The 21208-nt window shown below is 68.7% G+C and carries 19 protein-coding genes; all 19 read right to left on the minus strand.

The annotated features are described in order from the left end of the window. Nucleotides 1–82: 82 nt before the first annotated feature. Complete coding sequence (locus OG905_RS13600) at nucleotides 83–898, minus strand: F0F1 ATP synthase subunit delta (protein ID WP_328668228.1); 816 nt, start codon at nucleotides 896–898, stop codon at nucleotides 83–85. Beyond that, nucleotides 895–1449, minus strand: coding sequence for a F0F1 ATP synthase subunit B (locus OG905_RS13605; RefSeq protein ID WP_324976794.1), 555 nt, complete (start codon nucleotides 1447–1449; stop codon nucleotides 895–897). Before OG905_RS13605 ends, OG905_RS13600 begins: the two co-directional genes overlap by 4 nt. 37 nt (nucleotides 1450–1486) lie before the next feature. Continuing rightward, nucleotides 1487–1738 (minus strand): F0F1 ATP synthase subunit C, encoded by a 252-nt coding sequence (locus tag OG905_RS13610; RefSeq protein WP_324976791.1) that lies wholly within the window; start codon nucleotides 1736–1738, stop codon nucleotides 1487–1489. 68 nt (nucleotides 1739–1806) lie between these two features. Then, nucleotides 1807–2649 (minus strand): F0F1 ATP synthase subunit A, encoded by an 843-nt coding sequence (gene atpB, locus OG905_RS13615; protein WP_324976829.1) that lies wholly within the window; start codon nucleotides 2647–2649, stop codon nucleotides 1807–1809. A 210-nt stretch (nucleotides 2650–2859) separates the two neighbouring features. Continuing rightward, nucleotides 2860–3297 (minus strand): hypothetical protein, encoded by a 438-nt coding sequence (locus OG905_RS13620; RefSeq protein ID WP_328668229.1) that lies wholly within the window; start codon nucleotides 3295–3297, stop codon nucleotides 2860–2862. A gap of 261 nt (nucleotides 3298–3558) precedes the next feature. Continuing rightward, a complete protein-coding gene (locus tag OG905_RS13625; RefSeq protein WP_328668230.1) occupies nucleotides 3559–4899 on the minus strand; it encodes an MraY family glycosyltransferase in 1341 nt (446 codons plus the stop codon). A gap of 105 nt (nucleotides 4900–5004) precedes the next feature. Further along, on the minus strand, nucleotides 5005–6276 hold the full coding sequence (gene glyA, locus OG905_RS13630; protein ID WP_328668231.1) for a serine hydroxymethyltransferase: 1272 nt from the start codon (nucleotides 6274–6276) through the stop codon (nucleotides 5005–5007). A 298-nt stretch (nucleotides 6277–6574) separates the two neighbouring features. Continuing rightward, nucleotides 6575–7222, minus strand: coding sequence for an arsenate reductase/protein-tyrosine-phosphatase family protein (locus OG905_RS13635; protein WP_328668232.1), 648 nt, complete (start codon nucleotides 7220–7222; stop codon nucleotides 6575–6577). Then, on the minus strand, nucleotides 7219–7866 hold the full coding sequence (locus tag OG905_RS13640) for an L-threonylcarbamoyladenylate synthase (RefSeq protein ID WP_328668233.1): 648 nt from the start codon (nucleotides 7864–7866) through the stop codon (nucleotides 7219–7221). The genes OG905_RS13635 and OG905_RS13640 overlap by 4 nt, the downstream gene beginning before the upstream one ends. 40 nt (nucleotides 7867–7906) lie before the next feature. Further along, the gene (prmC, locus tag OG905_RS13645; RefSeq protein WP_328668234.1) at nucleotides 7907–8788 is read right to left on the minus strand and encodes a peptide chain release factor N(5)-glutamine methyltransferase; all 882 of its coding nucleotides are present in this window, start codon (nucleotides 8786–8788) and stop codon (nucleotides 7907–7909) included. A 40-nt stretch (nucleotides 8789–8828) separates the two neighbouring features. Continuing rightward, nucleotides 8829–9908 carry a peptide chain release factor 1 gene (gene prfA / locus OG905_RS13650; RefSeq protein ID WP_328668235.1) on the minus strand — a complete coding sequence of 360 codons (1080 nt, stop codon included), beginning with the start codon at nucleotides 9906–9908 and terminating at the stop codon, nucleotides 8829–8831. Nucleotides 9909–10014: 106 nt separating this feature from the next. Beyond that, nucleotides 10015–10239: a 50S ribosomal protein L31 gene (gene rpmE / locus OG905_RS13655; protein ID WP_266487458.1), complete on the minus strand. Its 225-nt coding sequence runs from the start codon at nucleotides 10237–10239 to the stop codon at nucleotides 10015–10017. 158 nt (nucleotides 10240–10397) lie between these two features. Then, nucleotides 10398–11504 (minus strand): LCP family protein, encoded by a 1107-nt coding sequence (locus tag OG905_RS13660; protein ID WP_328668236.1) that lies wholly within the window; start codon nucleotides 11502–11504, stop codon nucleotides 10398–10400. A gap of 182 nt (nucleotides 11505–11686) precedes the next feature. After that, nucleotides 11687–13429 carry a trypsin-like serine protease gene (locus OG905_RS13665; RefSeq protein WP_328668237.1) on the minus strand — a complete coding sequence of 581 codons (1743 nt, stop codon included), beginning with the start codon at nucleotides 13427–13429 and terminating at the stop codon, nucleotides 11687–11689. A 304-nt stretch (nucleotides 13430–13733) separates the two neighbouring features. Next, nucleotides 13734–15740, minus strand: a complete 2007-nt coding sequence (gene rho, locus OG905_RS13670; RefSeq protein WP_328668238.1) for a transcription termination factor Rho — start codon at nucleotides 15738–15740, stop codon at nucleotides 13734–13736. 380 nt (nucleotides 15741–16120) lie between these two features. Then, nucleotides 16121–17041 (minus strand): homoserine kinase, encoded by a 921-nt coding sequence (gene thrB / locus OG905_RS13675; protein WP_328668239.1) that lies wholly within the window; start codon nucleotides 17039–17041, stop codon nucleotides 16121–16123. A gap of 294 nt (nucleotides 17042–17335) precedes the next feature. Further along, on the minus strand, nucleotides 17336–18406 hold the full coding sequence (thrC, locus tag OG905_RS13680; protein ID WP_328668240.1) for a threonine synthase: 1071 nt from the start codon (nucleotides 18404–18406) through the stop codon (nucleotides 17336–17338). A 7-nt stretch (nucleotides 18407–18413) separates the two neighbouring features. Then, nucleotides 18414–19715, minus strand: a complete 1302-nt coding sequence (locus OG905_RS13685) for a homoserine dehydrogenase (protein WP_328668241.1) — start codon at nucleotides 19713–19715, stop codon at nucleotides 18414–18416. A gap of 97 nt (nucleotides 19716–19812) precedes the next feature. Next, a complete protein-coding gene (lysA, locus tag OG905_RS13690) occupies nucleotides 19813–21204 on the minus strand; it encodes a diaminopimelate decarboxylase (protein ID WP_328668242.1) in 1392 nt (463 codons plus the stop codon). Nucleotides 21205–21208 lie beyond the last annotated feature (4 nt).

Genomic DNA, 21208 nt, shown 5'->3' on the forward strand with positions numbered 1-21208 from the left:
GGGGGCGACCCCCAGGAATCTTCTGCAATCTCTGCACGGCCCAACCGGGCCGCTCGTACTGCTTGTTCAGTTACTGGCTTGGTCAGCCGGCCATACGGCGTGCTGCCTCGTCGAGACGCTCCGCGATGCTGCCGTTGATGATCTCGCCACCGACACGCACCGAGATCCCGCCGAGGACCTCGGGGTCCACGTCGAGGTTCAGGTGCATCTGGCGGCCGTAGATCCGCGCAAGACCGGCGCCGAGGCGCTGCTTCTGCTCGTCGCTCAGCGGGACGGCCGAGGTGACGACGGCGACCATCCGGTCCCGGCGCGCCGCGGCGAGCCTGGACAGGGACTCGAGTCCCGCCTCCAGGCTACGTCCCCGGGGCTGGGTGACCAGACGGACGACCAGACGCTCGGTGACCGGGTTGGCCTTGCCGCCGAGCAGGCTGCGCAGCAGCTCACCCTTGGCGGAGACCGGCGCCGACTTGTCGGTCAGCGCGGACCGCAGGTCCTTGGCGGAGTCGATGATCCGGCCGAACCGGAACAGCTCGTCCTCGACATCGTCGAGCGCGTCGGCCCGCTGGGCCACGGTGAGCTCGGCGGAGGCCGCCAGCTCCTCGACCGAGTCGACCAGGTCACGCGACCGCGACCAGCGAGAACGCACCATGCCGGAGATCAGGTCGACACTCTCGCCGCCCACCTGACCACGCAGCAAGCGTCCCGCCAGCTCGGCCTTGGCCTCGCCGGCCTGCGCCGGGTCGGTCAGGACCCGACGCAGCGACACCTCACGGTCGAGCAGCGCGGTGACGGCGGCCAGCTCCTCCGCGAGCTTTGCCACGTCGACCGACGTGTTGTCGGTCAGCGCGTCAAGGGACTCGCGTGCGGCAGCCAGTGCCTCGCGGCTCGCTCCGTTCATCGCCCGGCCTCTGCCTTCGAAGCGCTGTCCTCGAGTGCGTCGAGGAAGCGGTCGATGGTGCGGCTCTGCCGGGCGTGGTCCTCGAGGGACTCACCGACCAGCTTGCCGGCCAGCTCGGTGGCGAGCTTGCCGACGTCCTGCCGCAGCGCCGCGGCAGCGGCCTTGCGGTCGGCCTCGATCTGGGTGTGACCGGCAGCGATGATCTCCTCACGCTGCCGCTGGCCTTCCGCCTTCATCTCCTGGATGATCGCGGCACCCTGCTCGGTCGCCTCCTGGCGCATCCGGGCCGCCTCGTGGCGGGCCTCGGCGAGCTGCGCCTTGTACTGCTCGAGCACGCTTTCGGCTTCGACCTTGGCCGCAGCGGCCTGCTCGATGCCACCTTCGATGGCCTCTCGGCGCTGCTCCAGAACCTTGTTGATGTTCGGGAGGAGCTTCTTGGCGAGGAAGCCGAAAACGATGACAAAGGCGATCAGGCCGATGACGAGCTCAGGGATCGGCGGGATGAGCGGGTTTTCCGCCTCTTCCTGCGCGAGCTGAACCAGAGGGTTCACGTCAGTGCCTTTCGTCGAATGGGCTGTTCGCGACCGGTCAGGAGGTCGGGTAGACGAACGGCATGACCAGACCGATCAGGGCGAGCGCCTCACAGAAGGCGAAGCCGAGGATCTGGTTCTGGCGGATCAGGCCGGCGGCCTCGGGCTGACGGGCGAGAGCCTGGGTACCGTTACCGAAAATGATGCCCACGCCGACGCCGGGGCCGATGGCCGCAAGGCCGTAGCCGATGGAGCCGAGGTTGCCCTTGATTTCGACGCTGGTGGCGGCGAGGGTCTGGAGAGCAGACATGCCGGTTCTTCCTTCTCTTTCTTGGTCCGGTGGGGGTTGGCCACCGGGTGCTTCAGGAGGTCGGGTGCTCAGTGGCCCTTGGCGAGAGCGCCCTGGATGTAGCTGCAGGTCAGCAGGACGAACACATATGCCTGGACAGCCTGGATGAAGAGCTCGAAGGCGGTCATCACGATGACCATCACGAACGACACACCTGCGTAGGCGATGCCGATACCGTTCAGCAGGTACCAGGTGGCGATCGTGAAGAGCAGCAGCAGGGTGTGACCCGCGAACATGTTGGCAAAGAGCCGGACGGCGTGCGTGAACGGCCTGACGAGCAGGTTCGAGAAGAGCTCGATGGTCATCGAGAGCGGCAGGACCGGGCCGAGGCTCTTGTCGTAGCCGGAGAAGTTCTTGAAGGCTCCGACGAAACCGTGCTTCTTGAAGGTCAGGCTGACCCACAGGACATACACGATCGCGGCGAGCGCGGCCGGGTACGCAATGATCGCCGTCACGGGGAACTGGGCGACCGGAATGATGGACCAGAGGTTCATCATCCAGACGAAGAAGAACAGGGAGACCACCAGCGGGACGTACTTCTCGCCGTCGCGCTTGCCGATCGTCTCGTAGACGATGCCTCGGCGGACGAAGTCGTAGCCGGTCTCGGCGACCATCTGGAGTTTGCCGGGGACAACCTGCGGCCTACGGAAAGCCGCCCAGAAGAAGCCGACGATGATGACCGAGCCGAGCAGGGCCAGCAGCATTGTCTTGTTGAAGTACAAGTTGCTGTCCCCGTCGCCCCAGAGGGGCTGGAACAGGAACGAGTGCAGGCCGGGAGCCGGGAATCCACAACCGTCGCTCTGGAAGATGTGGCAGTCGGTCTCGAAGGCGAGCACCTGCGTCGGGTCAGCACTCACCGCGGGCTCCTTCAGCGTGGCGCATAGGTACGGCAACCTCGTTGTGTCGGCGCGGCGCACAGCCGCTGATCGGCACTGGACTGGTGTTACGGATGTGGGGGCGGCTGGCAGGCATGGAGCCTCGCGCTTGAGCAGGCGTCAGCTCAGATGCCCGCGCCCGCAGTGCCGCAGTTGGCACCGGACGATAGCAGGATCGCGAACGCGCACTTATACCGGCCCTACCCCTCACGACTTCGACCCCTTGCTTTCGGGCTTCTCGCTCGAGGAGGGGTCGGGTTCGACGTAAAGCAGCTTGGCCTTCATGTGCGCACGGGTCTGAGCGGCGATCCATACAAGGGTCACCGCGACCAGCGTGATCGCGAAGGCCTTCGGGTTGAACAGCGTGGTGTTCTTGAATGCGGCGACGAAGATGAACAGCAGCAGGATCTGCGCCGCATAGAGCATGAGACCCATGGCCTGGAACAGATGCGGAAGGGACTTGGCGGTCCGTTCGAGGACCACAAGTCCCATTCCCATGAAGAGAATCACAATGACCGTCGCGACAACGGCGCCCACAGCTCCCTTGCCACCCGCGACCACGCCACTGATCACGGCGGCAAGAATGCCGGCGCCTGCGGCGGGCAGGGCTGCTTGGAGGAGTGTTCGGGCGTCATTGGACCGCATGGCGGCAGCTCCGCAGGTGGTGGGGGCATGAGTGTCGTCATGGACGAGCGTAGGCCCGGAGCGAGAGTGAACCTCGCGCCAAAGGGCCGTCGCACTACGGCCCTTCGGCTCTGTCGCCGGGTTTCGTGAACGGTATCACAAACTATTTGATGAGGTCTTTACCTAGGAGTGTGCCGACCATCACACATGAGAGTGACCCCGCGCGTGTGTGCAGGACAAGACGCCGTTATGTCTGGTATTGGGCGCCCATACACCGACACGTCAGCCGTGCGTCCCGGCCTTCCTCCGGTCCGGGAGGCGCGAACGGGCGCCGATGGCAGTCGCTCCGTTGACGCCGTTGACGCCCGCCACGACGGGCGTGCGTTCCTCGGGCTCCTCCTGCGCAGCATCCGTCTCGTACGCGAGCGCGGGCAGCGCGGCCGGCTCTGGCACCGCACGGCGCCGGTAGCGCGGCGGCACGAAGGCCTCCGCCCAGCGCGGGGCGCGCGGGGTGAAGCGCGGCAGCAGCAGAAGCACCAGCCCCACCGCGCTGAGCGCGACGATGAGCAGGACGATCCACATCGACGCCGAGTGCACGGAGTACGCGACCACGCCGAAGGCGATCAGCGCCGACCAGAAGTACATGATCAGGACAGCGCGGCTGTGCGAATGTCCGATCTCCAGGAGCCGGTGGTGAAGATGGCCACGGTCGGCGGCGAAGGGCGACTGCCCGTTCCACGTACGCCGCACGATCGCGAGCAGCAGGTCGGCGACCGGGATCGCGATGATGGTCAGAGGCAGCAGCAGCGGGATGAAGACCGGCAGTGCAGCGTGCGTGGCCTGGCGGGTGCTGCCCTCGAAGATCTTCAGGGCGTCGGGGTCCACCTGGCCGGTGACCGAGATCGCGGCCGCGGCGAGCACCAGCCCGATCAGCATCGAGCCCGAGTCGCCCATGAAGATCCGCGCCGGGTGCATGTTGTGCGGCAGGAAGCCCAGGCACATGCCCATCAGGATCGCGGTGAACAGAGTCGCGGGGGCGGCGGCCTCGATGCCGTAGCTGAACCAGATCCGGTACGCGTAGAGGAAGAAGGCCGCGGCGGCGATGCAGACCATGCCGGCGGCGAGACCGTCGAGGCCGTCCACGAAGTTCACCGCGTTGATGGTGATCACGACGAGGGCGACGGTCAGCAGCGTGCCCTGCCAACTGGTCAGCGCGACGACGCCGACGCCGGGCACGGGGATCCACAGGATCGTCAGACCCTGGATCACCATCACACCCGCGGCGATCATCTGGCCGCCGAGCTTGATCAGGGCGTCGATCTCGAACTTGTCGTCCAGAACGCCGATGATCCAGATCAGGGCGGCGCCGGAGAGCAGCGCACGCGGTTCGTTGGACAGCTCGAAGACGCTGTTCAGGTTCTGCAGATGGTCGGCGACCAGCAGACCCGCGCACAGCCCGAAGAACATGGCGATACCGCCGAGTCGCGGTGTCGGCTCTCGGTGTACGTCTCGGGCACGGATCTGCGGCATCGCGCCGGACGCGATGGCGAACTTCCGCACCGGACCGGTCAGCAGATAGGTCACCGCAGCCGTGACACAGAGCGTCAGCAGGTAATCACGCACGGGCTGCCCCACAGGAATCGCTGGCCATCTCAGCCCCACACCCTAGCTCTGGTAGCCACATGCTTGAGGACATACGGGCGACGGCGATGGTTCCACGGCTCGCGGCTACCCCTGATAAGGCGGAAATCTACCGGCCAGCGCTCGTACTTCCGCACGGACCTTTCGCGCGCCTTCTCCCTCTTCACGCATCGCTGCCGTGAACAGCGCGGCGATATGGGCCATCTCGGCCTCGCCCATGCCCTGCGTCGTGACGGCCGCGGTGCCCAGACGGATGCCGCGTCCGTCGCCGTACGGCAGTGCGCAGGTGTCCAGGACCAGTCCGGCCGCGGCGAGACGGCCGCGGGCCGTCTTGCCGTCCACGCCCAGTGGGGCCGGATCCGCGCTGATCAGATGGGTGTCGGTGCCGCCGGTCAGTACCGTGAAGCCCTCCGCGGCTAGCCCGTCGGCGAGCACGCGCGCGTTGGCGACCACCTGGTGGGCGTACGCGCTGAACGCGGGGGTCGACGCCTCGCCGAAGGCGACGGCCTTGGCGGCGATCGTGTGCATCTGGGCGCCGCCCTGCGTGAAGGGGAACACCGCCCGGTCGATGCGCTCGGCCAGCTCGGCCCCGCACAGGATCATTCCGCCGCGCGGCCCGCGCAGCACCTTGTGGGTGGTGGCGCACACCACATCGGCGTACGGGACGGGGCTGGGGGCCGCGCCGCCCGCGATGAGGCCCATCGGATGGGCGGCGTCGGCGATCAGATACGCGCCCACCTCGTCGGCGATCTCGCGGAAGGCGGCGTAGTCGGGGTGCCGGGGATACGAGATCGAGCCGCAGACGACGGCCTTGGGCTTGTGGTGCCGCGCCAGGGTGCGGACCTGCTCGTAGTCGATGAGCCCGGTGTCGGCGTCGATGCCGTATCCGACGAAGTCGAACCAGCGGCCGGAGAAGTTGGCGGGCGAGCCGTGGGTGAGATGACCGCCGTACGAAAGGCCCATGGCCAGGACCGTGTCGCCCGGCTTGAGCAGCGCCGCGTATGCGGCGAGGACGGCGGAAGAGCCGGAGTGCGACTGGACGTTGGCGTGCTGTGCGCCGAACAGGGCCATGGCGCGCTCGACGGCGATGCGCTCGGCTGCGTCGACGAGTTCACAGCCGCCGTGGTGGCGGGCGCCCGGGTAACCCTCGGCGTACTTGTTGGCGAGCGGGGAGCCGAGGGCGGCGAGGACCGCGGGCGAGGTGAAGTTCTCCGCGGCGATGAGCTGAAGGCTGTCGCTCTGCCGGCCCAGTTCCCCCAGGATCACCTCGGCGATCTGGGGATCCTGGCGGCGCAGGGCCTCGAAGTCCGCGCCGTGGTGGGTGATGTGGGCGGCGTCTGGTGCAGCGGTGACCGACATCTTGGGCTCCGGGCCTCGCGTGGGGTGGCGGCCCCTCCAATGTAGGCCGGGCCCCGCCGCCTCGCCCGCCTAGGTCCTGTCCGGTCGATCAGGCCGGATCAGTGAGCGGCCCGCCGCGGAGCGGCTGATGTCACTGCGGTGCGTGCAGCTGCAGGCCGGAGGATGGAGGTCCCCCCGCCGAAGGCAGGGGGAGAGCCGACGCGGAGCGTCGGCGACTGACGACAACGCGGCAGATGGGCGTGCCAGGGCACGCGAGCCCGGCAAGATCGGCCGGACAGGACCTGACGGAGCCCCGGGCTCAGCGGCGCGCCGGAACCCCCGTCAGCGCCGTCACCACCGGATCCAGCGCCTGCTGGATCTCGTCACCGATCGACCGGAAGAAGGTGATCGGCGCACCGTACGGGTCGTACACCTCGTCCGCGTCCGGGCTCGGCGCCAGCAGCCAGCCGCGCAGCGCCGCCGCCGCCCTGACCAGGGCACGGGCGCGCTCAACGACGCCCTCGTGCGGGTCCGGCAGCGTTGTCGGGTCTATCGCGCGCACGAGTCGCGTGAACTCCTTGAGCGTGAAGGTGCGCAGGCCCGCCGAGTGGCCCATCGAGATCACCTGGGCCCGGTGGTCCCTGGTCGCCGTGAGGACCAGGTCCGCGCGGATCACATGCTCGTCGAGCAGTTCGCGGCCCACGAACCCCGTCGCGTCCGCGCCGAAGTCGGCGAGGACGATCTCGGCGTTGGCCTCCATCGGGGCGCCCTCGTGGCCCCAGGTGCCCGCGCTCTCCACGATCAGGCCGCCCGTGAGCGGGTCGCCGAGGCGGACGCTCAGGGCATGGCGGGTCAGCCGCTCGGTGATCGGCGAGCGGCAGACGTTGCCGGTGCTGACGTGGAGGATGCGGAAAGTGGAGTTGGTGCTGACGGATTCCGCTATGCCACGCCCCTCAGGGGCGGTCAACTGGCCACCTCGAGGTCGGGTACGACTTTGCGCAGCTCGTCCGGCGAGAGCGCTCCCTCACGCAGCAGCAACGGGAACTTGCCCGTGACATCGACGATGGAGGACGGAACGATGCCCGGGGTCGGGCCGCCGTCCAGGTAGACCGAGACCGAGTCGCCGAGCATCTCCTGCGCGGCGTCACAGTCCTCCGGCGCCGGGTGTCCGGTCAGGTTGGCGCTGGAGACGGCCATCGGGCCGACCTCGGTGAGCAGTTCGATGGCGACGGGGTGCAGCGGCATACGGATCGCGACGGTGCCGCGAGTGTCGCCCAGGTCCCACTGGAGCGAGGGCTGGTGCTTGGCGACGAGGGTCAGCGCGCCCGGCCAGAACGCGTCGACGAGCTCCCAGGCCTGCTCGGAGAAGTCGGTGACGAGGCCGTGCAGGGTGTTCGGCGAGCCGATGAGGACAGGGGTGGGCATATTGCGGCCGCGCCCCTTGGCGTCCAGCAGGTCGGCGACGGCCTCGGAGCTGAAGGCGTCCGCACCGATCCCGTACACGGTGTCGGTGGGCAGCACGACCAGCTCGCCGCGGCGGACGGCCGATGCGGCTTCACGCAGACCGGTGATGCGATCCGTCGCGTCGTTGCAGTCGTATCGCCGAGCCATCAGCGGGCCTCCTCGTACACATGCGTGGTCACGTGCTTCGTCATGGCGTTGCCTTGCGCGCGGTCGCGAAGCGCGGCCGCTTGTTCAGATCAGGGTGGTCGGCGGCATCCGCCCAGCCGGCCTCTTCACTGAAGATCCACGGCACCTGGCCGCCCTGCGTGTCCGCGTGCTCGACGACGACGAGGCCGCCGGGACGCAGCAGCCGGTGCGCGGTGCGCTCGATGCCGCGAATGGTGTCGAGGCCGTCCTCGCCGGAGAACAGGGCCATGTCCGGGTCGTGATCGCGGGCCTCGGGGGCGACATACTCCCACTCCGTGAGCGGGATGTACGGCGGATTGGAGATGACCAGGTCCACCTGCCCGTCCAGCTCCGGCAGGGCGCTCAGTGCGTCGCCCTGGTGGATGGTGACGCGCGTGCCCTCGGCGTTCTTGCGGGTCCACCTCAGCGCGTCCTCGGAGAGCTCCACGCCGTGCACCCGAGAGCGCGGCACCTCCTGCGCCATGGCCAGGGCGATCGCGCCCGATCCCGTACACAGGTCGACGATGAGCGGCTCGACGACGTCCATTGCCCGTACGGCGTCTATGGCCCAGCCGACGACCGATTCGGTCTCCGGGCGCGGCACGAAGACGCCAGGTCCGACCTGTAGTTCCAGATAGCGGAAGAAGGCGCGGCCGGTGATGTGCTGGAGCGGCTCGCGGGCCTCACGGCGGGCGACAGCCTCCCAGTAGCGGGCGTCGAAGTCACCATCCGGGACGTTGTGCAGCTCTCCCCGCTTCACACTGTGGACGAAGGCGGCGAGCTCCTCCGCGTCGAAGCGCGGTGAGGGCACGCCGGCGTCGGCCAGCCGCTGAGTGGCCTGGGCCACCTCGGCAAGCAGCAGACTTCGGGGGCTTGGGGGTCGCCCCCCAAAATGTTGCTGCACGCTGGTCCTCCGGGCTGGTGCTGTCTGCTGGGTGCTGGGCTTACTGGGCGGCGGCGAGCTTGGCGGCGGAGTCGGCGTCGACGCAGGCCTGGATCACCGCGTCGAGATCCCCGTCGAGGACCTGGTCCAAGTTGTACGCCTTGAAGCCGACCCGGTGGTCCGAGATGCGGTTTTCCGGGAAGTTGTACGTACGGATCTTCTCGGAGCGGTCAACTGTGCGGACCTGGCTGCGGCGGACATCCGACGCTTCCTGCTCGGCCGCCTCCTGGGCCGCGGCCAGCAGCCGCGAACGCAGGATACGCATGGCCTGCTCCTTGTTCTGCAGCTGGCTCTTCTCGTTCTGGCAGGAGGCGACGACGCCGGTGGGCAGGTGCGTGATGCGCACCGCGGAGTCAGTGGTGTTGACGGACTGGCCGCCCGGCCCGGAGGAGCGGTACACATCGATACGGAGATCATTGGCGTGGATCTCGACGTCGATCTCCTCCGCCTCGGGCGTGACCAGCACACCGGCCGCGGAGGTGTGGATACGGCCCTGGGACTCGGTGGAGGGCACCCGCTGCACGCGGTGCACCCCGCCCTCGTACTTCAGCCGCGCCCAGACGCCCTGCCCGGGTTCGGTCGCGCCGTTGCCGCCCTTGGTCTTCACCGCGACCTGGACGTCCTTGTAGCCGCCCAGCTCGGACTCGGTCGCGTCGATGATCTCGGTCTTCCAGCCGACGCGCTCGGCGTACCGCAGATACATCCGCAGCAGATCACCGGCGAACAGGGCGGACTCGTCGCCGCCCGCGCCCGCCTTGACCTCGAGGATGACGTCCTTGTCGTCGCTGGGGTCGCGCGGTACGAGCAGCAGCCGCAGCTTCTCGGTGAGTTCCTCGCGCTGCTTGTCCAGCACCTTGACCTCGGCGGCGAAGTCCGGGTCGTCGGCGGCGAATTCACGCGCGGTCGCGATGTCGTCCCCGGTCTGCTTCCAGGAGCGGTACGTGCCGACGATCGGGGTCAGCTCGGCGTAGCGCTTGTTGAGTTTGCGCGCGTTCGCCTGGTCCGCGTGGACCGAGGGATCGGCGAGCTTCTTCTCAAGATCGGCGTGCTCGCCGATCAGTTCCTCGACCGCCTCGAACATCGGGGGCTCCTGGTCTTTCGTACGCGAAGGGGGCTGCTCAGAACGGACAAAGCGCCGGCCTCGGCCACCCCGGTCAGGGGCGGCCGAGGGCCGGCGCAGTGGCTCGCTACTTCTTGGCGGAGCCGGCAGCCTTGCCGAAGCGGGCCTCGAAGCGGGCCACACGGCCACCGGTGTCGAGGATCTTCTGCTTGCCCGTGTAGAACGGGTGGCACTCGGAGCAGACCTCGGCACGAATGCTGCCGCTGCCGATGGTGCTGCGAGTGGTGAACGACGCGCCACAGGTACAGCTGACCTGGGTCTCGACGTACTCGGGGTGGATGTCGCGCTTCAAGGTGTCTCCTAGTTTCGGGAGGGCACCGGGTCGCACGGGCGGATTGCTCGTACGTGAACCGGGGCCGACGTACCAGTCTGCCAGGACCGGCCGTAACTCCCAAAACCGGGGTCCGGCCGGAACTATTCCCCCGGGGGTCCCCTCAGGGAGCGGCCGGGCTACTGCTTCTTGACGAGGGTGCCCGCGTCGCCCTTGTCGCCCGCCGAGTCCTTGACCGCGGAGGCCGGAATCGGCTTGTCCTGCTTGATCGCCGTCCAGACCTGCTGGGCGGCGGCCTTGATCGGCACCACACGGTTGGGGTCGGCCGGGTCGTACTCCACCGGCATCGTGATCATGTGTACGTCCTTGGCTCCGAGGCCGCTGAGCCCCCGGGCGAAGTCCATCAGCTCATTGACGGAGTCGAGCTCGGAGTCGGGCGTGATCGCCTTGGTGGCGGTGTCGGCCACGTCGAAGAGCTTCTTCGGGTTGCTGAAGACGCCGACGTGCTTGACCTGGTCGATGAACGCCTTCATGAAGGCCTGCTGCAGCTGTATTCGGCCAAGGTCGCTGCCGTCACCGACGCTCTTGCGGGTGCGGACGAGACCGAGCGACTGCTCCCCGTTGAGCTTGTGCGTGCCGGGCTCGAGGTCGAGGTGGCTCTTGGAGTCGTCGATCGCCTTGGTGGTGGTGATCTCCACACCGCCCAGTTTGTCGATGAGCTTCTTGAAACCGGTGAAGTCGACCTCGATGTAGTGGTCCATGCGGATGCCGGACATCTTCTCGATGGTCTTGACCGCACACGCAGGGCCACCGACCTCGTAGGCGGTGTTGAACATCGCCCGCTTCTCACCGGCGGCGGGCTTGCCCTTCTCGTCCGTGCACTGGGGGCGGTCGACGAGGGTGTCACGCGGGATGGAGACGACGCTGGCCTTCTTGTGGCCCTGGTAGACGTGCACGACCATCGCGGTGTCCGAGCGTGCGGCGCCTTCGTCCACGCCGTACTCGGCGTTGGCACCGGAGCGGGAGTCCGAGCCCAGGACCAGGATGTCCATGGAGCCGTTGTCGATGTTCTTGGGGCGGTCGGTGCCGAGTGCGGCGTTGATGTCGACGCCCTGGAGATTGCCGTTGAGCTTGAAGTAGACGTAGCCGAGGCCGGACCCGCCGACCAGCACCAGTCCCGCGACGGACCACCCCGCGACGGTCAGTGCCCGGTGGCGTGCGGTGGGCTGTTTACGGCGCTTGCCGCGGCTGCGTATTCGGCTGCCGCTGCTGCTCTGGTCGGCCATGTTCCCCTCGGCTCTCGATGGTCCCGCTACCCCCTGCCGTGGTGTTTCAGGCGCGGTGTCGGCACTGGTTCAGACGGTGAAGCACCAAGAAGGGTTGCACAGGGGTCTGAGAAGCCCCTGAGAAACGCCTGGTGCCCACCGCGACTGCGCGGTGGGCACCAAACGGCGTGTGCGCTGGAGCTTTAGCCGAAGAGGTTGTACGCCTGCCAGCCGGTGCCGAAGGCGACACGTGTGGCGAAGATCCCACCGGTGGGCTTTCCGTTGCCCGGGTAGAGCCACAGCTTGCCCGTGGTGTCACGCACGAACAGGTCGGAGTTTCCGTCGCTGTTCACGTCGCCGGTGGTGACCAGCGCGTTGAAGGAGCTGCCGAAGGTGCCGACGAGACGGCGGGCCGCGAACGTGCCGGTGGCCTTGCCGGTACCCGTGTACAGGTAGGTGGCGCCGCCGGAGCCGCGGGCCAGGATGTCGGCCCTGCCGTCGCCGGTGAAGTCACCGTGGCCGCGGACCATGCTGTACTGCCCCCAGCCGGCGCCGATCAGGACCGGCGCGGCGAAGGCGCCGGTGCCCTTGCCCGGGTAGAGGTAGGCATTGCCGGAGGAGTTGACCGTCATCATGTCCGGCAGATCGTCGCCGGTCAGGTCGCCGGGGACCAGGATCTGCTTGTGCGCTCCCCAGCCCTTGGCGATGAGCTTCGGCGCCAGGTCCGGGTCGTAGGCCCAGTAGACGTCACCGTTCGACAGCCGGTAGAGCAGGTCCTGGTAGTCGTCGCGGTTCAGGTCGGCCTGGACCATCAGGGTCACGCCGCCGAAGTAACCGTGGTTGTACTGGCGGGTGAGCGAGGTCACCTTCGAGGTCCAGCCGAACAGCGTGCTGTCGGAGGCGCGACGGGCCAGCAGGTCGGCCGTGTGGTCGCCGCTCCAGTTGGCATCGTTGACGCGGGCCCGGATCGGGGCCGAGTACGTGCTGACCTTGGCGTAGACGCCGTACTTGCCGGTGGCCGAGCAGTTCTGGTCGCCCCAGGAGACCAGGCCGACGAGCTTGCCGCCGGCCACCAGCGGGCCGCCGGAGTCACCGTTGCAGGTGGTCTCGGTCGTGCTGTCGTCACCGGTCGGCGCGGCTCCGGCGCAGATCATGTGGCCGACGATGTAGGACGAGCCGTAGGCGGTCTGGCAGGCGGAGTTGGAGTTGATGTCCGCGTCGGCGACCTTCAGCGTCTGCGAGGCACTGTTGGGCTCGGTGGAGCTGGTGCGGCCCCAGCCGTACACCTTGGCGTCCGTGCCCGGTGTGTACAGCGCGGTGTCCGTGTTCTGCATGATCGGCAGCGGCTTCACGGAGACCGGCGAGGTCAGCGTGAGCACGGCCACGTCGTTGTCGATGGTGGCCGCGCTGTACGCCGGGTGGTTCCACTGGCGGTAGGCGCCCCGCAGGACACCGCCGTGGAAGTCCCAGCTGCCGTCGGACAGCTCGGTGGGCAGCTGGTCGGTACCGGTGATGACCGTGCCGGTCTCGTACCACTTGATGCCCTTGACGCAGTGCGCGGCGGTGGCGACCTTCGTCGGGGCGACGACGACGCCGCCGCAGAAGTAGCCGTTGCCCAGGCTGTCCGCGAAGTGGAGCTGAGCCATCCAGGGCGCCGCCGAGATGGTCGTCGTCTGACCACCGATGATGCGCGCGCTCGGCGCCGACGTCGTCTCGGACGACGACGAGGAGGAGGGCTGCTGCACGAGAGTGCGCTTGCTGGCCTTGTCGGCCTTCATCGCCTCGATCGTGCGGCTGCGCAGTTCCTGCTGCGACAGCGGGTCGATCTGCTGCCGGGAGCCCAGCTGGGGGCCCTCGGTCTCGGCGGCCTGCGAGCCGGACATGGCCAGGCCCGTACCGACGAGTGCCGCCACGACTGCGGCGACGGCCGGTACCGCGATTCTCATGCGGCGCTTGTGACGACCACCACGGGTGCGTATCTGCACTCGGTAACCCCTCGGGTTGAACCGGCAGAGCGCACACGGCCCCACCGGAGGACAAACGGGTGTGGTGGGGCAAACGAACTACAGGGCAGCCCGGACCCGAGGCCCCCCGGCCTCTCTCGGTGCTGCGGCGGATTCCCCCCCACCGGTAACCAGCGCATGGTACGCACGTCAACTGAGTGTTGACCAGCGGCTGATGGGTCGCTGGAGAAAACGAGACCGCCCCGTCACCTGGGTGACGGGGCGGTCTGTTGAACGAGGGACGACGTCAGTCGCTGCCGTTGCCGGCGGACGGGGTCGTCTTCTGGATCTGCAGCAGGAACTCGGCGTTCGACTTCGTCTGCTTCATCTTGTCGAGCAGCAGCTCGATCGCCTGCTGCTGGTCGAGCGCGTGCAGCACGCGGCGCAGCTTCCAGGTGATGGCGAGCTCGTCGCTGCCGAGCAGGATCTCTTCCTTACGGGTGCTGGACGCGTCCACGTCCACCGCCGGGAAGATGCGCTTGTCCGAGAGCTTCCGGTCGAGCTTGAGCTCCATGTTGCCGGTGCCCTTGAACTCCTCGAAGATCACCTCGTCCATGCGCGAGCCGGTGTCGACCAGCGCGGTGGCCAGGATGGTCAGCGAGCCGCCGTCCTCGATGTTGCGCGCGGCGCCGAAGAAGCGCTTCGGCGGGTAGAGCGCGGTCGAGTCGACACCACCGGACAGGATGCGTCCGGAGGCGGGGGCCGCGAGGTTGTACGCACGGCCCAGGCGGGTGATCGAGTCCAGCAGGACGACCACGTCGTGGCCCAGCTCGACGAGGCGCTTGGCGCGCTCGATGGCCAGCTCGGCGACGGTGGTGTGGTCCTCGGCCGGGCGGTCGAAGGTCGAGGAGATGACCTCGCCCTTCACCGACCGCTGCATGTCGGTGACCTCTTCCGGACGCTCGTCGACGAGGACGACCATCAGGTGGCACTCGGGGCTGTTGACCGTGATCGCGTTGGCGATCGCCTGCAGGATCATGGTCTTGCCGGTCTTCGGCGGGGCCACGATCAGGCCTCGCTGGCCCTTTCCGATCGGCGCGACGAGGTCGATGATCCGGGTCGTCAGCACACCCGGGTCGCTCTCCAGGCGCAGCCGGTCCTGCGGGTAGAGCGGGGTCAGCTTCTGGAACTCCGGGCGGCCGCGGCCGGATTCGGGCGCCATGCCGTTGACGGAGTCGAGGCGGACCAGCGCGTTGAACTTCTCGCGGCGCTCGCCTTCCTTGGGCTGACGGACGGCACCGGTGACGTGGTCACCCTTGCGCAGACCGTTCTTGCGGACCTGGGCGAGCGAGACGTACACGTCGTTCGGTCCGGGCAGGTAGCCCGACGTACGAATGAACGCGTAGTTGTCGAGGATGTCCAGGATGCCCGCGACGGGGATCAGGACGTCGTCCTCGGAGACCGGCACCTCGCTCGCGAAGTCGTCGCGGCCACGACGGCCACGGCGGTCGCGGTAGCGGCCACGGCGTCCGCGCCGGCCGCCCTCGAAGTCGTCGTCCTCATCGGCACGCGGGCCTGCGCCCTGGCCGCCCTGCTGGCCGCCCTGGCGCTGCTGGCGCTGGCCGCCCTGCTGCTCGTCGCCCTTTCCGCGCTGGCGGTCGCGCTGACGGTCACGCCCGCGCTCGCCCCCGCGCTCACCACGCTCGCCGCGCTGGCGGTCCTGGCGGTCGCGGCGGCCCTCGGCACCGTCCTGCGCGGACGCGGCGGTGGCAGCCTCGGCCTTGGCCTCGGGCTCCGCCTCGGTCCGTACGTCCTTGACGTCGACAGCCGACTCGGTCTTGGCCTCGGCCTTGGTGTCCGGGCTGCCCGCCTGCGCGGTGGCCCGACGACGGCGGCGCTCCCCGGCCGGCTGGTCGTCGCTGGCCGGCTGGCCCGGAATGTCGATCTGCTGCTGGGCGACGGCCTTCTCGGCCTTCTCAGCGGCGGCGGCATCGCCGGTGCGCGCCTTGGAGGTGGCGCGGCGCTTCGGCTTGGTCTCGGCCTCGCCGGTGCCCGCCTCGGCGCTCTTCGGCGCGGAGCCTCCGGCCTGCGCCTCCTTGATGACCTCGATCAGCTGGCTCTTGCGCATGCGCGCGGTGCCCCTGATGCCGAGGCCGGACGCGACCTGCTGCAGCTCGGCCAGGACCATGCCCTCGAGGCCGGTGCCGGAGCGGCGGCGCCGTGAGGTGGTGCCAGAGGCAGCACCTGCGGCGGGCGCGGTGGTGTCGACGTTGTTGTCGGCAGTCACGCCCATCAGATCGGTGGTGTCGCTCACGAAGGGTCCTTCCCTGGAGCGGACGTCGGCCTTCTGGCTCGGCGACCGGTTGTGCTGTCCGGCAGCGGTTGCGTATCGCGAACCGATGCCGGGGCGGTGGTCCCGCCGGATGGAACGGCGGAAAGAGATTCAGTGCAAGGTCCGGCCCGAGGTCCCCCTGCTCGGCCCACTCCTGGAAAAGCGAGGGTTTCGTGCCGGTTCCGGAGCGTGCTCGAAACTGCTCAGGCAGGCTGCTCAGGCAGTTGGGGAGGCTCCCGGAAGAATGTTGGTCCCGAATGGGGACACGAAGCTCCGCGCCACAAAGACGTCAGGTGCAGACTTGAGGTTAACACTACCGGCTCCAACAAACATTCCCCCTCTCCCTCACCGGCAATCTCGTGTCACTGCGGGGCGAGCGGCAGAACACTCGCTCCCGCGGCGTCGACGGTGAGCCGGTTGGCCGCCCACCCCTCGCCCGCCAGCCGTGCGACCTTGTCGGCCACACCGTCATCGGTCAGCGCGAGGACCGTGGGGCCCGCGCCGGAAATGACTGCAGGGACGCCATCGGCCCGCAGTCGGTTGACAAGGTCGACGCTCTGCGGCATCGCCGGGGCCCGGTATTCCTGGTGGAGCCGGTCCTCCGTGGCGGGCAGCAGCAGCTCAGGACGCCTGGTCAGCGCCTCCACCAGCAGGGCGGCCCGACCCGCGTTGGCGGCGGCGTCCACATGGGGGACGGTGCGCGGGAGCAGCCCGCGTGCGGTCTCGGTCAGCACGGGCTTGCTGGGCACGAAAACCACCGGAACGACGGAATCGGACGGGTCCATCCTGATGGCGCGCGCCGCTCCCCCGTCGGTCCAGGCGAGCGTGAATCCGCCGAGCAGACACGCGGCGACATTGTCGGGGTGTCCCTCGATCTCGGTGGCGAGCTCGAGCAGTGCCGCGTCGTCGAGCTTGGCGTCGCCCCCTATGGTCACCGCGCGGGCGGCGACGATGCCGGCGCAGATGGCCGCCGACGACGAGCCCAGACCGCGCCCGTGCGGGATGCGGTTGGCGCAGACGACCTCGAGGCCGCGCGGCTGCCCGCCGAGCAGGTCGAAGGCCGTACGCAGGGAGCGTACGAGCAGATGACTCTCATCGCGGGGCAGCGTCGATGCGCCTTCGCCCGCGATGTCGATGTGCAGACCGGAGTCCGCGACCCGGACGACGACGTCGTCGTACAGCCCCAGGGACAGGCCGAGGGCATCGAAGCCCGGGCCGAGATTGGCGCTGGTGGCGGGGACGCGCACTCGGACGGCGGCGGCGCGGAACGCTGGACCGGCCATCGCTCGATGACACTCCTTGGTTCTGGCTACGAGATTTTTTCGAGATCTGCGAACAAGAGGTACGAACACCCGTGGGCCTCAATGGCAACAACACCGCGGCATATGCGGCGGGGCGGGTTCGGTACAGCGTATCGAAGGAAGGTTCAGTGGCGACATAGGGCGCACAGGAGGCGCACGATGCGTGTCGCAAGCCTCCTGTGCCTCTACGTACGCCGATGTCCGGCTTGCCTTGCTTACCGGGCTTCCGGGCGCTTGGGAGACGGCGGGTTTACGCCATCCCGTCGGAGTGCGGGTTTACGCCAGACCGAGCCGCTCGGCGGCCGCGGCCGCGTCGACCGGCACGGTGACCGGCTGGGGCGCTCCGGCGACGGCCCAGTCCGGGTCCTTGAGGCCATTGCCGGTGACGGTGCAGACGATTTTCTGGCCCGGGTCGACCTTGCCGTGCTCGGCCGCCTTGAGCAGACCTGCGACGGACGCGGCGGACGCGGGCTCGACGAAGACGCCCTCCTGCGAGGCCAACAGCCGGTAGGCGCGCAGGATCTCACGGTCCGTCACCTCGTCGATGAAACCGCCCGACTCGTCGCGCGCGGCGAGCGCCTGCTGCCACGAGGCGGGGTTGCCGATCCGGATCGCTGTGGCGATCGTCGAGGGGTCCTTGACCACTTCGCCGCGCACGATCGGGGCCGAGCCGGAGGCCTGGAAGCCCCACATTCGGGGAGTGTGCGTGGACATCCTGTCCGCGGCGTACTCCTTGTACCCCTTCCAGTACGCCGTGATGTTGCCGGCGTTGCCGACGGGCAGCACGTGAATGTCGGGGGCGTCACCGAGCGCGTCGACGATTTCGAACGAGGCGGTCTTCTGGCCCTCGATACGGAACGGATTGACCGAATTGACCAGCGCCACAGGGTAGTTGTCGGACAGAGCCCGGGCGAGCTTCAGGCAGTCGTCGAAGTTTCCGTCGACCTGGAGGATGCGCGAGCCGTACACCAGCGCCTGGCCCATCTTGCCCAGCGCGATCTTGCCCTGCGGCACCAGGACCGCACAGACCATTCCCGCCCGTACGGCATAGGCGGCGGCCGACGCGGACGTGTTGCCGGTGGAGGCGCAGATGACGGCCTGCGCGCCCTCCTCCTTGGCCTTGGTGATGGCCATGGTCATGCCGCGGTCCTTGAAGGACCCGGTGGGGTTGGCGCCCTCGACCTTGAGGTGCACCTCGCAGCCCGTGCGCTCGGAGAGGACATTCGCCGGGACGAGCGGCGTACCACCCTCGCCGAGCGTGACGACCGGCGTCGTGTCCGTCACCGGGAGTCGGTCCCGGTACTCCTCGATGATGCCGCGCCACTGGTGGGTGCCGTTGGTCGTCATGGGTCCCTTACTCCCCTTCAACACGCATGATGCTGGCGACACCGCGCACGGTGTCGAGCTTGCGCAGTGCCTCGACGGTCCCGGAAAGGGCGGCGTCGGGCGCGCGGTGGGTGACGACGACGAGGGAGGCCTCGCCGTTTCCGTCCTGTCGACCTTGCTGACGGACCGTGTCGATGGACACGCCGTGCTCGGCGAAGACCGTCGCGACCTGGGCGAGCACGCCCGGCTTGTCGGCCACGTCGAGACTGATGTGGTACCGCGTCACCACGTCACCCATGGGACTCACGGGCAGCTGGGTGTACGCGGACTCGCCCGGTCCGGTGGACTCGGCGAGCCTGTTGCGGCATACGGCGACGAGATCGCCGAGTACCGCCGACGCGGTGGGCGAGCCGCCCGCGCCGGGACCGTAGAACATCAGCTGCCCGGCGGCCTCGGCCTCGACGAAGACGGCGTTGTACGCCTCGCGGACGGAGGCGAGCGGGTGGCTGAGCGGGATCATCGCGGGGTGCACGCGGGCCGTGACGGACTGCCCGTCGGCCGCGCGCTCGCAGATGGCGAGGAGCTTGACGGTGCAGCCCATGCGCTTGGCGGAGGCGATGTCGGCGGCGCTGACGTCGGTCAGGCCCTCGCGGTAGACGTCGTCGAGGCGTACGCGGGTGTGGAAGGCGATCCCGGCGAGGATGGCGGCCTTGGCGGCGGCGTCGAAGCCCTCGACGTCGGCGGTCGGGTCGGCTTCCGCGTATCCGAGGGCGGTGGCCTCGTCCAGGGCCTCGGAGTACCCGGCCCCGGAGCTGTCCATCTTGTCGAGGATGAAGTTCGTCGTGCCGTTGACGATTCCGAGCACCCGGTTGACCTTGTCGCCGGCCAGGGACTCGCGCAGCGGCCTGATCAGCGGAATCGCACCGGCGACCGCGGCCTCGAAGTAGAGGTCCTTGCCGTGCTCCTCGGCGGCGGCGTAGAGCGTCGCGCCGTCCTCGGCGAGCAGCGCCTTGTTGGCGGAGACGACGGAAGCGCCGTGCTCGAAGGCGGTGGTGATGAGCGTGCGGGCGGGCTCGATGCCGCCGATGACCTCGATGACGACGTCGATGTCGCCGCGTTTGACGAGGGCGGTCGCATCCGTGGTGATGAGGCCCGGGTCGATGCCTTCCCGCACCTTGGAGGGGCGGCGGACGGCGACACCTGCGAGCTCGACGGGCGCGCCGATACGGGCCGCGAGGTCTTCGGCGTGCGTCGTCATGATGCGCGCCACCTCGGAGCCGACCACTCCACAGCCCAGCAGCGCCACCTTCAGCGGACGCGTACGCATCATCCGACCTCGCTTCTCATTACTTCTACGGTGTGGACCAGTCTCACTCACCGGACGGAAGTTTCTATCCTCCGTCCGGCATGCGAGACATCTATCTCAACTATCCGACGTCAAGACGCAGGAGATCTTCCTCCGTCTCACGCCGGACGATCACCCGCGCCTCGCCGTCCTTGACGGCGACGACGGGCGGGCGCAGAGCGTGGTTGTAGTTGCTGGCCATGGAGCGGCAGTACGCACCGGTCGCGGGCACGGCGATCAGATCGCCCGGCGCGAGGTCGGCGGGCAGGAACGCGTCCTTGACCACGATGTCGCCGCTCTCGCAGTGCTTGCCGACCACACGGGCGAGCATCGGCCCGGCGGTCGACGTCCGCGACACCAGGGCGACGCTGTACTCGGCGTCGTACAGCGCGGTGCGGATGTTGTCGGACATGCCGCCGTCGACACTGACGTAGGTACGCAGGCCCTCGAGCGGCTTGATGGTGCCGACCTCGTACAGGGTGAAGGCGGTGGGCCCGACGATCGCGCGGCCCGGCTCGACGGAGATCCGGGGCGTACGCAGCCTGGCGGCCTCACACTCACGAGTGACGATCTCGCCCAGCGCCTTGGCGATGTCGTGCGGCTCGCGCGGGTCGTCGTCGGAGGTGTACGCGATACCGAGACCGCCGCCGAGGTCGATCTCGGGCAGTTCGATGCCGTGCTCGTCGCGGATCTCGGCGAGGAGGCGGACGACGCGGTGGGCGGCCACCTCGAAGCCGGAGGTGTCGAAGATCTGCGAGCCGATGTGGGAGTGGATGCCGATGAGCTCGATGCCGTCGAGCCTGAGCGCACGGCGTACGGCCTCGGCGGCCTGACCGCCCGCGAGCGGGATGCCGAACTTCTGGTCCTCGTGCGCGGTGGCGATGAATTCGTGGGTGTGCGCTTCCACTCCCACGGTCACCCGGATCTGCACGCGCTGGCGCGTACCGAGCCGCTGGGCGGTGTGGGCGACGCGGACGATCTCCTGGAAGGAGTCGACGACGATGCGCCCGACGCCGGCCTCGACGGCTCGCTCGATCTCTTCCTGGGACTTGTTGTTGCCGTGGAAGGCGATGCGGTCGGCGGGCATGCCGGCGTCGAGAGCGGTGGTGAGCTCGCCCCCGGAACACACGTCGAGGTTGAGCCCCTCCTCCTTGAGCCACCGCACGACGGCCCGTGACAGGAAGGCCTTCCCCGCGTAGAAGACATCGGCGTCCTTGCCGAAGGCGTCGGCCCAGGCGCGGCAGCGGGCGCGGAAGTCGGCCTCGTCGAGGAAGTACGCGGGGGTGCCGAACTCCTCGGCGAGCCGCGTCACTTCGATGCCGCCGACGGTGACGACGCCGTCGTCGTTCCGGCCGACCGTGCGGGCCCAGACCTTCTCGTCGAGGACATTGAGGTCAGTGGGCGGGGCGGTGTAATGGCCTTCGGGCAGGACGTCTGCGTGGCGGGGCCCGGCGGGGTGTGCGGAACGGCTCATTCTT

Source organism: Streptomyces sp. NBC_00322, from assembly GCF_036147535.1.
Lineage (GTDB): Bacteria > Actinomycetota > Actinomycetes > Streptomycetales > Streptomycetaceae > Streptomyces.

Bases quoted from the DNA above. Each gene is read 5' to 3' on its own strand.
- OG905_RS13665 (WP_328668237.1), bottom strand. From the start codon at position 13,429: ATGAGAATCGCGGTACCGGCCGTCGCCGCAGTCGTGGCGGCACTCGTC.
- lysA (WP_328668242.1), bottom strand. From the start codon at position 21,204: ATGAGCCGTTCCGCACACCCCGCCGGGCCCCGCCACGCAGACGTCCTG.
- OG905_RS13610 (WP_324976791.1), bottom strand. From the start codon at position 1,738: ATGTCTGCTCTCCAGACCCTCGCCGCCACCAGCGTCGAAATCAAGGGC.
- OG905_RS13600 (WP_328668228.1), bottom strand. From the start codon at position 898: ATGAACGGAGCGAGCCGCGAGGCACTGGCTGCCGCACGCGAGTCCCTT.
- OG905_RS13685 (WP_328668241.1), bottom strand. From the start codon at position 19,715: ATGATGCGTACGCGTCCGCTGAAGGTGGCGCTGCTGGGCTGTGGAGTG.
- OG905_RS13620 (WP_328668229.1), bottom strand. From the start codon at position 3,297: ATGCGGTCCAATGACGCCCGAACACTCCTCCAAGCAGCCCTGCCCGCC.
- glyA (WP_328668231.1), bottom strand. From the start codon at position 6,276: ATGTCGGTCACCGCTGCACCAGACGCCGCCCACATCACCCACCACGGC.
- thrC (WP_328668240.1), bottom strand. From the start codon at position 18,406: ATGACGACCAACGGCACCCACCAGTGGCGCGGCATCATCGAGGAGTAC.
- prfA (WP_328668235.1), bottom strand. From the start codon at position 9,908: ATGTTCGAGGCGGTCGAGGAACTGATCGGCGAGCACGCCGATCTTGAG.
- OG905_RS13660 (WP_328668236.1), bottom strand. From the start codon at position 11,504: ATGGCCGACCAGAGCAGCAGCGGCAGCCGAATACGCAGCCGCGGCAAG.
- thrB (WP_328668239.1), bottom strand. From the start codon at position 17,041: ATGGCCGGTCCAGCGTTCCGCGCCGCCGCCGTCCGAGTGCGCGTCCCC.
- OG905_RS13640 (WP_328668233.1), bottom strand. From the start codon at position 7,866: ATGGCTCGGCGATACGACTGCAACGACGCGACGGATCGCATCACCGGT.